Consider the following 15,584-nt stretch of genomic DNA (forward strand, 5'->3'; position numbering starts at 1 on the left):
CGTGACGATTCGATTCGTATCCGTTGTCGGAGCCGACACCGGCCTGCTGGACTCCGCGATCACCCACTACCGGAGCATGGGTGTCGAGTCCTTCCACATCGCCCGGCACATCGAGTCCTTCGACGATCCGGACTTCCGGCGCTCCCAGGACGTGGTCGCGCGCCACGGCATCTCCTTCGCCGCGGTGCACCAGGGCCCCTGGGACGAGGACCTCAACGGGTACTTGATCTGGGCGCAGATGAGGCGCCATCCCGACGACTGGTGGGTGATCGCGGACCTCGACGAGTTCCACGTCTACGACCGACCGCTGTCCGACGTCATCGCCGCGTGCGAAGCCGGCGGCTACGACCACGTCAAGGGTGCCCTGCTGGACCGGGTGGCCGCCGACGGGAGTCTGGCAGCACTGGACCCGAACGCATCCATCTGGACGCAGTACCCGCTCGCCGGATTCGTGACCCTGCGTCTGCCGGGAGGCGGATCGTCCAAGGTGACCCTGGCGCGCGGTGACGTACGGCTGCACCTCGGCCAGCACGGGGCCGTGGCGGGCAAGCTCATGCCCGCCGAGGAGGCTTTCCCGCAGGTCCACCATTTCAAATGGGACGACTCGGTGCTGGCCCGGCTCGTCCAGCGCGAACGGGCGTACGCGTCCGGCGACTGGCACCTGACCTACCCCGACACCGTGGACGAGTCACGCCGGATGCTCCAGCACCTGCGGGCCAACGGCGGACGCATCGACGTCACGGCCCGGGAGCTTTCACTGAGCCGTTGCGGCAGCGACTACGCGGATTACGCGGCGTGGCCGGAGCTCGTCTCCCAGCTCAAGGACATCAGGTAGGCGGACGCAGGTCGTGGGGGCCTGCCCGTTGCGCACGCCGGGCGTGCGGCACCGGGCGGGCCCCTTGCTTCGCCCAGCGGAACGGTTCAGGCTGAATCGCGTACGACCAGTTCGGCGTCGAAGACGATCGAAGCGGGTTCCGTGCGGGTGCCCTGGATGTGTTCCGCCAAGAGGCGTGCCATCTCAGCGGCCATCTTCTCGACGGGCTGGCGGACCGTGGTCAGCGCGGGGCGGCACGTCGCGGCGACGCTCGAGTCGTCGAAGCCGATGACGGCGACGTCCTCGGGCACCCGCTTGCCCTGTTCGCGCAGGACCTGGCAAGCACCCTGGGCCATCAGGTCGTTCGCGGCGAACACCCCGTCCACGTCCGGATGGCCGATCAGCAACCGGGTCATGGCCGCCGCGCCGCTGTCCACCGTGAAGTTCCCCTCGGCCACCGGAACCTCGGAGATCCCCGCCGAGGTCAGCGCCGCACGGAACCCGTCGAGCCGGTCCTTGGCCGCCGGGATCGACTGGGGAGCGGAGATCGTCGCGATCCGCCGGCGGCCGCGGGCCAGGAGGTGTTCGGCGGCCAGCCGGCTTCCGTCGGCGTGGGCGAGATCGACGTAGCTGACCGCCTGCGCGGGTTCCGGACGGGCGAAGAGCACCACGGGGATCCGTGCGGCGACGAGCATCGCGGGCAGGGGATCGCCGGCCTGGATCGACACCACCAGCGCGCCGTCGGCAGCGCCCTGGCCCAGGTAGTCCACCACCTGTTCCCTGGCGGCCCCGGACTCGGCGACCAGGATGACCGGGTGCATCGCGTGCGCCCGCAGGTACCCCATGGCCCCGCTGACCACCCGTCCGAAGAACGGGTCGGCGAAGACGCGCGAGGCGAAGGTGTCCCCGGCGCCGGAGATGATCAGCGCAACCGTTTCCGTGCGCTGGGTCACCAGGGACCGGGCTGCCCGGTTGGGCCTGTACCCCGTCCGCTCGACCGCGTGACGGACGAGTTCCTGGATGTCGGGATCCACGTTGCGGGTCCCGTTGACCACCCGCGACACCGTTGCCCGGGACACCCCGGCCCTGCGGGACGCCACGGCCGGTCCGGCCGGCCTCGCGAGCACGGGCTCGGCGGCCCCCCGCAGGGGAGCCCGGCCTTCCCTCCGAAGGCATGGCGACCGCGGAAGTCTCCATCCGTAAAGCCATGGTGACGGGGCGTGAGACGGCCTGCCGGACGATCCGCCCCGCACGCCCCACACGTCCACCCCCTCTCACCTCGGAACTTAATGAAAGACTAAAGAAAAGAGTGGCAAGGGCCTTGACCGGTCGATTGCGTTACGGGCAAGGTCTGGAGAGCGCTCTCCCGTTTCAGGTTCGTTAAGGAGCACCAATGCCTACTGGCATACCTGTTGACGCATCGCCACGCAGACGACGTCCTCTCGCAACCCGGAGGGGGATCGCCGGGGCCGTCACCACCGCCCTCTTCGGCACCCTGCTCGCGCTCGCACCCCCGGCCCCCGCCGCACCGGCCGAGCCGGCACTGCTCTCCCAGGGCAAGGCGGTCACGGCCTCCAGCCAGGAGCACTACGGCACCCCGGCCACCTACGCCGTCGACGGCGACAACGGCTCCCGGTGGGCCAGTGCCTCCTCCGACGCCCAGTGGCTGCAGGTCGACCTCGGAGCCGCCGTCGAACTCGGCAAGGTCGTTCTGCGCTGGGAGGCCGCCTACGCCAAGGCCTACCGGATCGAGCTGTCGACCGACGGCACCCACTGGACCACGGCCTACTCCACGACCACCGGAGCCGGCGGCACCGAGACCGTGAACGTCACGGGCAGCGCCCGCTACGTCCGGATGCAGGGTGTGACCCGTGCCACCGGATACGGCTACTCGCTTTGGGAGTTCCAGGTGTTCGGCACGGGCGGAGGAGGCACCGGCCCGGTCCTGCCGGGCGGCGGCGACCTCGGCCCGAACGTGCACGTCGTGGATCCGTCGACCCCCGGCATCCAGGCCGAGCTGGACCGGGTCTTCCAGGAGCAGGAGTCGGCGCAGTTCGGCAGCGGCCGGCACGCCTTCCTCTTCAAGCCCGGCACGTACAACAACCTCAACGCGCAGGTCGGCTTCTACACCCAGATCGCCGGTCTCGGCCTGCGCCCGGGCGACACCACCATCAACGGTGACGTGACGGTCGATGCGGGCTGGTTCAACGGCAACGCCACTCAGAACTTCTGGCGCGGTGTGGAGGGTCTGACCGTCAACCCGGTCAGCGGCACCAACCGTTGGGCGGTCTCGCAGGCGTCCTCCTTCCGCCGCATGCACGTCAAGGGCTCGCTCAACCTGGCGCCGAACGGCTACGGCTGGGCCAGCGGTGGCTACATCGCCGACTCCAAGGTCGACGGCCAGGTCGGCAACTACTCGCAGCAGCAGTGGTACACCCGCGACAGCACCATCGGCGGCTGGTCCAACAGCGTGTGGAACCAGACCTTCTCCGGCGTCGAGGGCGCTCCGGCCAACGCATTCCCCGAGCCGCGTTACACCACCCTCGACACCACGCCCGTCTCCCGCGAGAAGCCCTACCTCTACGTCGACGGCAACGAGTACAAGGTGTTCGCGCCGGCCAAGCGCACCAACGCCCGCGGAACCAGCTGGGCCAACGGCACCCCGCAGGGCGATTCCGTCCCGCTCAGCCAGTTCTACGTGGTCAAGCCCGGCACCACCGCCGCCACGATCAACCAGGCGCTGGCCCAGGGCCTGAACCTCTTGTTCACGCCCGGCGTCTACCACGTCGACCAGACCATCAACGTGAACCGCGCGAACACCATCGTGCTCGGCCTGGGCCTCGCCACGATCATCCCGGACAACGGGGTGACCGCGATGAAGGTCGCCGACGTCGACGGCGTCCGTCTCGCCGGATTCCTGATCGATGCCGGACCGGTCAACTCGCCGACCCTGCTGGAGCTCGGTCCGCAGAACTCCTCCGCCGACCACGCCGCCAACCCCACCACCGTGCAGGACGTCTACATCCGCGTCGGTGGCGCCGGCGCGGGCAAGGCGACCACCAGCGTGGTCGTGAACAGCGACGACGCCATCGTCGACCACACCTGGGTGTGGCGGGCCGACCACGGCGAGGGCGTCGGCTGGGAGACCAACCGCGCCGACTACGGGGTGCGGGTGAACGGTGACGACGTCCTGGCCACGGGCCTGTTCGTCGAGCACTTCAACAAGTACGACGTGGAGTGGTTCGGCGAGCGCGGAAAGACGGTCTTCTACCAGAACGAGAAGGCGTACGACGCGCCCAACCAGGCCGCCATCCAGAACGGCAGCACCCGCGGATACGCCGCCTACCGGGTGGACGACTCCGTCACCACCCACGAAGCCTGGGGCCTGGGCTCCTACAGCAACTACAACGTCGATCCGACGATCATCCAGGACCACGGCTTCAAGGCCCCCGTCAAGCCGGGGGTCAAGTTCCACAGCCTCCTGACGGTGTCGCTCGGCGGCAACGGCCACTACGCGCACGTCATCAACGACACCGGGGCGTCCACGGTCCCGGCCGGCACCTCGACGGTTCCCTCGACGGTCGTCTCCTTCCCCTGAGACGCCGTCCCTCCCCACCGGCTCCGGTGACCCACCGGAGCCGGGCCGACTCCCCGGGCCCGGTTTCCGCCCTGCCGCCGCGGCCCGGGGGTTCCACCGCCCGACCGGCCTCCGCTGACCCGACGGAGCCGGGCTCTACTCCCCTGGGCTGGGTGAACCGGTCTCCCCGCCCCGGCCCAGGGGCCCTGAGCACACCGACCAGCCCGGCATTCCCGGCCGGAGCGAGGCCCGAGCACCTGGCAGGGCCGTGCCCGACGACACAGAGAGCGCTGTCGCGCGGGCGAGGCGCCCCCACGGGAGAGCTGGTCAGTCCCCACCGCCATTGACACCAGGAGCCGCAATGTTCCCCCATCCCCCCTCCACCAGCACCCCACCCCGCCGCCGCACGCGCGGCGCGGCCGCCCTCGTCACGCTCGGAGCGCTCTTCGCGTCCTCGCTGGCCCTTGCCTCCGCTCCCACCGCGGTGGCCGCGGAGACCCTCCTCTCCCAGGGCAAGACGGCCACCGCCTCCTCGAGCGAGGGCGAGGCCTATTCCGCGGCCGCCGCGTTCGACGGAAACCTCACCGGCACCCGCTGGGCCAGCCAGTGGCGCGATGCCGAGTGGATCCAGGTGGACCTGGGTGCGAGCCGCAGCCTCAGCCGCGTCGTCCTCACCTGGGAGGGTGCGTTCGGCAAGAACTACGAGATCCAGGTCTCGGACGACGGAACGAACTGGCGCACCGCCAAGTCCGTCACCGGCAGCGACGGCGGCATCGACGAGATCGCCATCTCCGGCAGCGGCCGCTACGTGCGGATGAACGGCCTGGTCCGCTCCGGCGGCTACGGCTACTCCCTCTGGGAGTTCCAGGTCTACGGCACCACCTCGGTGGAACCCCCGGCCCAGGGCGCCGTGCGCGTGGCCGGATCGCAGGGCAACTGGCAGCTGACCGTCGGCGGGCAGCCGTACACGGTCAAGGGCCTCACCTGGGGCCCGTCCTTCGCCGACGCCCCGAAGTACATGCCCGACGTGAAGTCCATGGGCGTCAACACCATCCGCACCTGGGGCACGGACGCGTCGAGCAAGCCCCTGCTCGACACGGCCGCCGCCAACGGCGTCCGGGTCATCAACGGATTCTGGCTGCAGCCCGGCGGCGGCCCCGGCTCCGGCGGCTGCGTCAACTACGTGACCGACGCCGCGTACAAGAGCAACATGCTCACCGAGTTCGCCAAGTGGGTCGACACCTACAAGTCGCACCCGGCCACGCTCATGTGGAACGTCGGCAACGAATCCGTCCTCGGCCTTCAGAACTGCTACAGCGGCACCGAGCTGGAGGCGCAGCGCAACGCCTACACCACGTTCGTGAACGACGTCGCCAAGAAGATCCACACCATCGACCCGGACCACCCGGTCACCTCGACCGACGCCTGGACGGGCGCGTGGCCGTACTACAAGCGCAACGCCCCGGACCTCGACCTGTACTCGATGAACTCCTACGGAGACATCTGCGGGGTCAAGCAGGACTGGGTGGACGGCGGCTACAACAAGCCCTACATCATCACCGAGACCGGACCGGCCGGCGAGTGGGAGGTGCCGAACGACGCCAACGGCATCCCCGACCAGAAGACCGACGTCCAGACCGCCGAGGGATACACCACCGCCTGGAACTGCATCACCGGTCACCAGGGCGTCGCCCTGGGCGCCACGATGTTCCACTACGGCATCGAGCACGACTTCGGCGGCATCTGGTTCAACCTGCTGCCCGACGGGCTCAAGAGGCTGTCGTACTACGCGGTGAAGAAGGCGTACACCGGGTCGACCGCGGGCGACAACACGCCGCCGGTCATCAGCAACATGGTCGTCGACAAGGCCTCCAACGCGCCGGCCGGCGGTGAGTTCACCGTCCGCGCCAACATCAGTGACCCCCAGAACGACCCCCTGACGTACAAGGTCTTCCTCAGCGGCAACTACGCGAACGGCGACAAGCGTCTGGTCGAGGCCCAGTGGCGCTCCACGGGCAACGGGACCTTCGCGGTCACCGCTCCCGAGAAGCTCGGCGTCTGGAAGGTCTACATCCAGGCCGAGGACGGCCGCGGCAACCTGGGCATCGAGACCAAGTCCGTGAAGGTCGTCGCCCCGCCCGTCAGCGGCACCAACATCGCCCTGAACAAGCCCGCCACCGCTTCCTCTTCGCAGGCCTCCTACGGCGACTGCCCCTGCCCCGCCGGCAACGCCACCGACGGCAACACCACCACCCGCTGGGCCAGCGACTGGAGCGACCCCCAGTGGATCTCGGTGGACCTCGGTGCTTCCAAGGCGATCCGCACCCTGCAGCTGGTGTGGGACCCCGCCTACGCCAAGTCCTACGAGGTACAGCTCTCCGACGACGGCACCAACTGGCGCACCGTCCACTCCACCACGACCGGCAACGGTGACATCGACACGATCAACGTGTCGGCCAACGCCCGCCACGTACGACTGAACCTGACCGCGCGCGGCACCGGCTGGGGCTACTCCCTGCACGAGTTCGGCATCTACAGCTGAACGCGTGACGGCGCGGCCCTGACGGGTCCGTCCGCCCTCGCGGGGCTGCCGCCCCCATGACTCTCCGGCCGCCCGGCGGCGGCCGGAGAACGGGTGGCGGGAAACGAGCCGCTTCCCGCCACCCGCCCAAGAGCAGCCCACACCACCCCCACAAGAACGGCAGGAGAGTTCCATGACAGCACGTCCGAAACGGCTTTCCGCGCTCCTCGTCGGCACCGCCCTCGTCGCCAGCCTCCTGGGCGTCGGCGCGATCGCCAACGCGGCGGATCCCGGCAGCTCGGCCCCCTCTACGTCCGCCGCGTCACACAGCGGACACACGATGGCCGTCTCCCTCCAGGCGTCGGGCGACGACGCCGACGGGGACGGCTACATCCCGGCGGTTCCGCAGGTCACCGGTGTGACACCATCCACGGCCACCCCGCCGCCGGCCTACCACCACGAGTTCCAGGCCGGCTGCGCCGTCACCCACACCGCGCCGGACGACCCGATCGTCTACCCGGGCCAGTTCGGCAGGTCGCACGACCACACGTTCATGGGCAACACCTCCACCAACGCCGCCAGCACCACCGGCTCGCTCTACGGAGGCAACACCACCTGCAAGGCGCCTGCGGACGCCTCCGCGTACTGGATGCCCTCGCTGTACAAGGGCGACCAGAAGATCCTGCCCACCGGGCCGCAGGTCATCTACTACAAGGCGGGCGTGACCGACTACACCAGTGTGCGGCCCTTCCCCAAGGGTCTGCGGTTCGTCGTCGGCAACCCGATGCAGAGCGCCCAGGAGTTCCGCGACCACAAGGGCTTCGTCGAGGGCTGGGAATGCGGTGAAAGCTTCTTCAACACCGACTTCCCGGCGAGCTGTCCGAACCGGCCCGACGTCCAGCTCAACCTCCGCTTCCAGGCACCCAGTTGCTGGGACGGCAAGTACCTCGACACCCCCGACCACAAGAGCCACATGTCGTACACGGTCGTCAAGCCCGGCACCAACGACAACATGTGCCCGGCCTCCCACCCCGTCGCCCTGCCGATGATCGAGTTCAAGATGGCGTGGCCGGTCAACGGCGACATGTCCCAGGTCCGCCTCGCCAGCGGCCGCGGCTACTCCTTCCACTACGACTTCTTCAACGCGTGGGAGGAGCGCACCCTCAAGGCCCTCGTCGACCACTGCATCGTCGGCGGCCTGCAGTGCGACCCGCGCGGCTTCGACCTGTACCGCCCCGAACGCGGGACGGTACTGAACTCGGAGTACCGGCTGCCCTGACCCGGTCGGCCCTCCGTAGCGGCCCGGCCCGCCCCGTCTCCGCGACGGGGCGGGCGGGGCCTTCTCTCTTTGCCGAAGATTCGCCCTCAAAGGGGGCTTGACGCCGGGTCAGCACACACCAAAGCTTGGGAGAGCGCTCTCCCATAAGTGGGGAGCGGAAGACGTGGATGGGGTGGGGATGGGCGAGGACGTGCTCGATCGACTGCTGGAGAAGCTCGATCTCGTACAGAAGGTGCGGCTGCTGTCCGGGGCCACGACGTGGCGGACGGCCGGTGAACAGGCCGTCGGCTTGCGCGAGATGGTGACCTCCGACGGACCCGCAGGGGTGCGGGGAGAGGCCTGGGACGAGCGGCTCACCTCCGCACTGCTGCCCTCGGCGTCCACGATCGGCGCACTGTGGGACGAGGACCTGGTCGAGGAGCTGGGAGGCCTGCTCGCTTCGGAAGCGGCTCGCAAGGGCGTGGACGTCGTCCTGGCGCCCACGCTCAACCTGCACCGCACTCCCCTGGGCGGCCGGCACTTCGAGTGCTTCTCGGAGGACCCCGTACTGACGGGCCGTACGGGCGCGGCGCTGATCCGGGGCATCCAGGCGGCCGGGGTGGCGGCCACGGCCAAGCACTACGTGGCCAACGACTCGGAGACGGGGCGAATGCACGTGGACGTGCGGGCTTCCGAGCGGGTGCTGCGAGAGGTCTACCTGGCGCCGTTCGAGGCCGCTGTCGAGGCGGGCGTGTGGCTGGTGATGGCCGGCTACAACGGCGTGAACGGCGCGACCATGACCGCCAATCCACTGCTCGCCGAACCGCTCAAAGGCGATTGGGGCTTCGACGGGGTGGTGGTCTCCGACTGGGGCGCCCTGCGTTCGGCCCGCGAACCGGCGCTCGCCGCACTGGACTTGGCGATGCCGGGACCGCAGGGCCCGTGGCAGGAGTCCCTCGTCGAGGCCGTCGAAGACGGCCACGTCCCCGAGGAAGCCATCGACGAGAAGGTGCGGCGCCTGCTCCGGCTGGCCGGACGCGTGGGGGCACTCGGATCGAACCGGGGCCCGCGGAAACCGGCGTTCGGTGCGGACGAGACGCGGACGCTGCTGCGCCGCACCGTGGCCGCGGGATCCGTACTGCTGAGCAACCACGAGCTGCTCCCGCTCGCCCCGTCCTCCTTGTCGAAGGTCGCCGTCATCGGCGTGCACGCCGACTCCCCGCGGGTACAGGGCGGCGGCAGCGCGGGCGTCTTCCCCCCGCACGCGGTCACTCCCCTCGAAGGGATTCGCGCCCGGCTCGACGGCCTGGCCCGGGTCGTGCACGTACCGGGTCCGGGACTGGGCGTTCCCCCCGCGCCTCTCGGCACCCGCTGGTGCAGCGACCCGCGGTCGGGGGAGCCGGGTGTGCTGCTGCGCCTGCTGGACGAGGCGGGCGAGGAGCTCCACGCGGAGCACCGGCTGTCGGGTACCCAGCTCGAGCCGCCCGTGGGTCCCTCCGCACGGACCGTGGAGATCAGCGCGCTCATCCGGCCTCCGACGACGGGGGAATGGACCTTCGGCATCGCCGGCTTCGGCCTCATGAGCATCACTCTCGGCGGCCGGACCGTACTGGACGGCGAGTTCCCGTGCACCACCGACGACCCGGCCGTCGTCCATGTGAACCCGCCCCTCCACACGGTGCGGGCCACCGTGGACACGACGGAGCCCGTTCTCCTGACGGCTCGGCGCGAACTGGTCCCGGGGGCCGGGCGCGCCACGATCGTGGCGGCGGCGCCGCCGGAGCCCGAGGCGGCGGCCGCGCTCGCGGAAGCGGTACGGGCGGCACGTGACGCGGACGCCGTGATCGTGGTCGTCGGCACCACCGAGCACACCGAGACCGAGGGCCACGACCGCGGCGACCTCTCCCTGGGCGGCCACCAGGACGCGCTGGTCCGCGCCGTTGCAGCCGTCAACCGGCGCACGATCGCCGTGGTCAACAGCGGCGGCCCGGTCGAACTGCCCTGGCGCGACGAGGTGGGTGCGCTGCTGCTCACCTGGTTCCCCGGCCAGGAAGCCGGAGCCGGGCTCGCCGACGTCCTGTTCGGAGACGCCGAGCCCGGCGGCCGCCTCCCCACCACCTGGGCAGCCGCCTTGGCCGACGCACCCGTCACCCACGCACGGCCGGTCGGCGGCCGGCTCGCCTACGACGACGGCATCCACATCGGACACCGGGGCTGGCTCCTCGCCGGCAAGGAACCCGCCTATTGGTTCGGCCACGGCCTCGGCTACACCAGCTGGGAGTACGAGGCGGTTCAGGCCCCCGACGAAGCGGTGGAAGGCGCACCGTTCACGGTCCGCGTACAGGTACGCAACACGGGAGGCCGGCCCGGCCGTGAGGTCGTGCAGGTATACCTCGCCCGTCCGGAATCCACCGTCGAGCGTCCCGTCCGCTGGTTCGCCGGCTACGCCGCGGTGCACGCGGAACCCGGTGCTTCGGTGACCGCCGTCGTGGAGGTCCCGGCGCATGCGCTGCGGTACTGGTCCGAAACCGGGAAGGCCTGGATCACGGAGCCCGGGACCTACCAGATCATGGTGGGCCGGTCGGCCGACGACCTGGTGTGGAGAGGGGCTCTGCCCCTTCGGGGACCGAGCGGCACGAGGGTCGGGAAGACGGGTGGCAGCCGACAGATCCTGTCCGTCCGGTAAGCGCACGGCAGCTACTCGCGGCGTCCGGCCGCACCCGCGACACCGTCGGCGCCGCCCGGCGGCGGGGCCGGCCTCCCGGTCGGCCCCGTCCCCCGTGTGACCGTCAGCCCAACGACGGGATGATGTCGGAGCCGTACGCGTCGATCGTCGCTTCCCGGGCGTCGTGCATGGCGTACACGGCGAACTGGTCGACGCCGAGGGCCTGCAGGGCGCGGAGCTTCTCGATGTGGGCCTCGGCCGGGCCGAGCAGGCAGAACCGGTCGACGATCTCGTCGGGAACGAAGTCGGCGGACGGGTTCCCGGCGCGGCCGTGGTGGCTGTAGTCGTAGCCCTGGCGGGACTTGACGTACTCGGTGAGCTCGTCCGGGACCATCGAGGAGTGCTCGCCGTAGCGGGAGACCAGGTCGGCGACGTGGTTGCCGACCATGCCGCCGAACCAACGGCACTGGTCGCGGGCGTGGGCCAGGTCCTCGCTCACGTACGCCGGGGCCGCAACGCAGATGGTGATCGAATCGGGGTCACGGCCGGCCTCCACGGCAGCCTGGCGGACCGCCTTGATCATCCACTCCGTGAGGTAGAGGTCCGCGAGCTGGAGGATGAACCCGTCCGCCTTCTGACCGGCCAGGGCCAGCGCCTTCGGCCCGTACGCCGCCATCCAGACCGGGAGCTTTCCGTCCGTGATCCAGGGGATCCGGATGGCGTTGCCCTCGACCTCGGCCTCCCGGCCCTCCGCCAAGTCCCGGATGACGTCGATCGCCTGACCCAGGCGGGCCAGGGTGTTGGGCGCGCGCCCGGCGACCCGCATCGCCGAGTCCCCGCGGCCGATCCCGCAGACCGTGCGGTTGCCGAACATGTCGTTCAGCGTCGCGAAGGTGGAGGCGGTCACCTCCCACGTCCGCGTCCCCGGGTTGGTGACCATCGGACCGACGTGCATGCGTTGGGTGTTGGCCAGGATCTGGCTGTAGATGACGAACGGCTCCTGCCACAGGACCGCCGAGTCGAAGGTCCAGCCGTAGCGGAACCCGTTGCGCTCGCCGCGCTTCATGAGGCTGACGACCTGGGAGGCCGGCGGGTCGGTCTGCAGGACGAGGCCGAAGTCCATGCATGGCTCCTTGCTGCTGCGTGCGGGCTTGCGGCTTACAGGTACTGACAGGTGGAGCGGGGGATGAACGCCCCGTGACCGGCGCGACCGGTGAACTCGCGCCGGTCGATGACCAGTTCGCCCCGGGACAGGACCGTGTCGACGCGTCCGGTGATCCGCTTGCCCTCGTACGCCGAGTAGTCCACGTTCATGTGGTGCGTCTCGGCGGAGATGACCTGCTCGGCGTGCGGATCGTAGAGAACGATGTCGGCATCGGAACCCGGTGCGATCGTGCCCTTCTGCGGGTAGAGGCCGAACATCCGGGCCGGGGCCGCACAGGCGATCTCGATCCAGCGACGGCGGCTGATGTGCCCGTCCAGGACGGCCTGGTGGAGGAGGTCCATGCGGTTCTCCACCCCCGGCAGCCCGTTCGGGATCTTCGAGAAGTCCCCCCGGCCCAGCTCCTTCTGGCCCCGGAAGCAGAACGGGCAGTGGTCGGTGGACACCACCTGGAGGTCGTTCGTGCGCAACCCCCGCCACAGCGCCGCCTGGTGCTCGCGCGGGCGCAGCGGGGTGGAGCAGACGTACTTGGCGCCCTGGAAGTCGGGCTCCTCCAGGTTGTCGGTGGACAGGAAGAGGTACTGCGGGCAGGTCTCGCCGAAGACCGGCAGCCCCTTGTCCCGGGCCGCCGCCAGCTCCGCGACCGCCTCCTCCGCGGAAACGTGCACCACGTACAGCGGGGATCCGGCCACCCGCGCGAGCTGGATCGCCCGGTGGGTGGCCTCCGCTTCGAGGAGCACTTTGCGGACCTCGCCGTGGTGGCGCGGGTCCGTCTCTCCACGGGCGAGGGCCTGCTCCACGAGCACGTCGATCGCGATGCCGTTCTCGGCGTGCATCATGATCAGCCCGCCGTTGCCCGACGCCCGCTGCATCGCGCGCAGGATCTGCCCGTCGTCGCTGTAGAAGACCCCGGGGTAGGCCATGAACAGCTTGAAGGAGGTGACCCCCTCCCCCACCAGGTGGTCCATCTCCTTCAGGGTCCGCTCGTTGACGTCCGAGAGGATCATGTGGAAGGCGTAGTCGACGGCGCACTTGCCGTCGGCCTTGTCGTACCAGGTGTCGAGGCCCTCGCGCAGGGCGTGGCCCGGGGTCTGGACGGCGAAGTCCACGATGGTGGTGGTGCCGCCCCAGGCGGCGGCCCGGGTGCCGGTCTCGAACGTGTCGGAGGCCGCCGTGCCGCCGAAGGGCAGCTCCATGTGGGTGTGGGCGTCGACCCCGCCGGGGATGACGTACTTCCCGCTCGCGTCGATCGTCCGGTCGGCCGTCCAGGTGTCGGCGGCCGCCGTGCCGTGTGCCGCGAGGGCGGCGACCCGGCCGTCCTCGATCAGCACGTCGGCGTGGAGCTCGTCGGATGCGGTGATGACGAGCCCGCCGCGGATGAGGGTGCGGATGCTCATGTACGTCTCCCCCGGTGTTAGTTGAGGCTTCTGAGGGCCTCGGCGAGGATCTCGGCGCCCTCTTCCGCCTCGGCGACGGTGAGGGAGAGCGGCGGCGCGATGCGCAGCACGCTGGTGTTGTACCCGCCGCCCTTGCCGAGCAGCAGGCCGCCCGCCCGGGCGGCCTCCAGTACGGCGGCGGCCGCGTCCGGGTCGGCCTGGTCGGTGCCGGGTTTCGTCAGCTCCAGGCCGGCCATCAGGCCCCGGCCGCGCACTTCCCGTACGGCGGGCACGGTCGCGGCGATGGCCCGCAGCCGCTCCAGCAGCAGGCCGCCGACGCGGCGGGCGTTGCCCTGGAGGTCGTGTTCGAGGAGGTAGGCGAGGTTGGCGACGCCGGCGGCCATGGTGACCGGGGAACCGCCGAAGGTGGAGATGGAGTTGGAGTCGAGGCAGTTCATCACCTCGGCGCGGGCCACGACCCCGCCGATGGACATGCCGTTGCCGATGCCCTTGGCGAAGGTGATGATGTCCGGCGGGCCGTTCTGGGCGTGGGCCTGCCAGCCCCAGAAGTGGTCGCCGGTACGGCCCCAGCCGGTCTGCACCTCGTCGCTGATCCAGAGGATGCCGTGCCGGTCGAGGACCTTGCGGAAGGAGCCGTAGAGCCCGTCGGGAGGCGAGGTGAACCCGCCCACGCCCTGCACCGGTTCGGCGATGAGCGCGGCGACTCCGCCGCGCGCCTGGCCGAGCACGTCTTCCAGGTCGGCGACGGCCGCGGCGGTGAAGGCGGTGTCGTCGAGGTGGGCGAAGGGGCCCCGGGTGCGGACCGCGCCGTGGACGTAGTACGTCTGGAGCGGCGAGAGGCTGGTCGGGGACCAGCCGCGGTTGCCGGTGATCGAGACGGTGGAGAAGGACCGGCCGTGGTAGCTGTTGCGCATCGCCAGGATCTGGTTGGAGCGGCGGTACGTCGTCGCGAGCAGCAGGGCGGTGTCGTTGGCCTCGGTGCCGGAGGTGGTGAAGAAGACCCGGGCGTCGGGGATGCCGGACAACGCCGAGACGCGCTCGGCCAGTTCGATCATCGGGCGGTTGAGATAGAGGGTGGAGGAGTGGATGATCCGCCCGGCCTGTTCGGAGACGGCCTTGGTGACCTCGGGCAGGGCGTGGGCGGTCATCGTGGTGAGGATGCCGCCGAAGAAGTCCAGGTAGCGGTTGCCGTCCGCGTCCCAGACGTGGCGGCCCTCTCCGTGGGTGAGTTCGAGGGGACGGTCGTAGTAGAGCGCGAGCCAGTCGGGCAGGACGGAGCGGTGCCGGCTGTGCAGGGGGATCGGGTTGGTCACGGCTGTACGAGTCCTCCGTAGGCGTCGGGGCGGCGGTCGCGGTAGAAGGCCCACTGGTCGCGAACCTCCTTGATGAGGTCGAAGTCGAGGTCGCGGACGAGGAGTTCCTCTTCCTTGTCGCTGGCGACCTCCCCGACGAACCGGCCGCGCGGGTCGACGAAGTAGCTGGTGCCGTAGAAGTCGTTGTCGCCGTACTCCTCCTGGCCGACGCGGTTGATGGCGGCGACGAAGTACTCGTTGGCGACGGCGGAGGCGGGCTGCTCCAGCTGCCACAGGTACCCGGAGAGCCCACGGGAGGTGGCGGAGGGGTTGTAGACCAACTGGGCGCCGTTGAGGCCTAGTTCGCGCCAGCCCTCCGGGAAGTGCCGGTCGTAGCAGATGTAGACGCCGATCCGGCCGACGGCGGTGTCGAAGACGGGGAAGCCGAGGTTGCCCGGGCGGAAGTAGTACTTCTCCCAGAAGCCCCGGACCTGCGGGATGTGGTGCTTGCGGTACTTGCCGAGGTAGCTGCCGTCGGCGTCGATGACCGCGGCGGTGTTGTAGTAGAAGCCCTCGGACTCCAGCTCGAAGACCGGTACGACGATCACCATGCCGGTCTCGCGGGCGAGGGCCTGCATCCGCCGGACGGTGGGGCCGTCGGGGACGGCCTCTGCCCAGCGGTAGTGCTCGGGCTCCTGGACCTGGCAGAAGTAGGGGGCGTTGAAGACTTCCTGGAAGCCGATGATCTTCGCGCCCTGCGCGGCGGCCCGCCGGGCGTGCTCCTCGTGTTTGGCGATCATCGACTCGGTGTCTCCGGTCCAGGTGGCCTGGACGATTGCGGCGCGGACGACTTGGGCCATGAGCTGCTCCTCGCGACGGGTACGCCGGCTTCTACGCA

Annotated in this window: 10 protein-coding genes; 5 read left to right on the forward strand and 5 right to left on the reverse strand. The window is 70.2% G+C overall.

The genetic code is table 11. The features are described from left to right. Position 1: 1 nt before the first annotated feature. Positions 2-835 (forward strand): hypothetical protein, encoded by an 834-nt coding sequence (locus OG276_RS06140; protein ID WP_266903453.1) that lies wholly within the window; start codon positions 2-4, stop codon positions 833-835. Between the two features lie 86 nt (positions 836-921). Here OG276_RS06140 and OG276_RS06145 read toward each other — a convergent pair whose 3' ends face one another. Continuing rightward, a complete protein-coding gene (locus OG276_RS06145; protein WP_266903454.1) occupies positions 922-1,941 on the reverse strand; it encodes a LacI family DNA-binding transcriptional regulator in 1,020 nt (339 codons plus the stop codon). Between the two features lie 266 nt (positions 1,942-2,207). On the opposite strand from OG276_RS06145, the gene OG276_RS06150 reads away from it, so the two are divergent. The 4 genes from OG276_RS06150 (at position 2,208) to OG276_RS06165 (ending at position 10,856) form a co-directional block, all read left to right on the forward strand. Next, a complete protein-coding gene (locus tag OG276_RS06150; RefSeq protein ID WP_266903455.1) occupies positions 2,208-4,412 on the forward strand; it encodes a discoidin domain-containing protein in 2,205 nt (734 codons plus the stop codon). 340 nt (positions 4,413-4,752) lie between these two features. Beyond that, complete coding sequence (locus OG276_RS06155) at positions 4,753-6,933, forward strand: discoidin domain-containing protein (protein WP_266903456.1); 2,181 nt, start codon at positions 4,753-4,755, stop codon at positions 6,931-6,933. Between the two features lie 172 nt (positions 6,934-7,105). Then, entirely contained in the window at positions 7,106-8,191 is a 1,086-nt protein-coding gene (locus OG276_RS06160; RefSeq protein ID WP_266903457.1) for a DUF1996 domain-containing protein, read from the forward strand. A gap of 178 nt (positions 8,192-8,369) precedes the next feature. Next, positions 8,370-10,856: a glycoside hydrolase family 3 C-terminal domain-containing protein gene (locus OG276_RS06165; RefSeq protein WP_266912567.1), complete on the forward strand. Its 2,487-nt coding sequence runs from the start codon at positions 8,370-8,372 to the stop codon at positions 10,854-10,856. A gap of 103 nt (positions 10,857-10,959) precedes the next feature. On the opposite strand, the gene OG276_RS06170 is transcribed toward OG276_RS06165, so the two are convergent. Genes OG276_RS06170 through OG276_RS06185 form a run of 4 tightly spaced genes read right to left on the reverse strand, consistent with a single transcriptional unit; the run spans position 10,960 to position 15,546 of the window. Beyond that, positions 10,960-11,958: a TIGR03842 family LLM class F420-dependent oxidoreductase gene (locus tag OG276_RS06170; protein WP_266903458.1), complete on the reverse strand. Its 999-nt coding sequence runs from the start codon at positions 11,956-11,958 to the stop codon at positions 10,960-10,962. 35 nt (positions 11,959-11,993) lie between these two features. After that, on the reverse strand, positions 11,994-13,394 hold the full coding sequence (gene hydA, locus OG276_RS06175) for a dihydropyrimidinase (protein WP_266903459.1): 1,401 nt from the start codon (positions 13,392-13,394) through the stop codon (positions 11,994-11,996). Positions 13,395-13,411: 17 nt separating this feature from the next. After that, positions 13,412-14,707, reverse strand: a complete 1,296-nt coding sequence (locus OG276_RS06180; protein WP_266903460.1) for an aspartate aminotransferase family protein — start codon at positions 14,705-14,707, stop codon at positions 13,412-13,414. After that, a complete protein-coding gene (locus OG276_RS06185; RefSeq protein ID WP_266903461.1) occupies positions 14,704-15,546 on the reverse strand; it encodes a nitrilase-related carbon-nitrogen hydrolase in 843 nt (280 codons plus the stop codon). Before OG276_RS06185 ends, OG276_RS06180 begins: the two co-directional genes overlap by 4 nt. Positions 15,547-15,584 lie beyond the last annotated feature (38 nt).

Source organism: Streptomyces sp. NBC_00086, assembly GCF_026343255.1.
GTDB lineage: Bacteria > Actinomycetota > Actinomycetes > Streptomycetales > Streptomycetaceae > Streptomyces.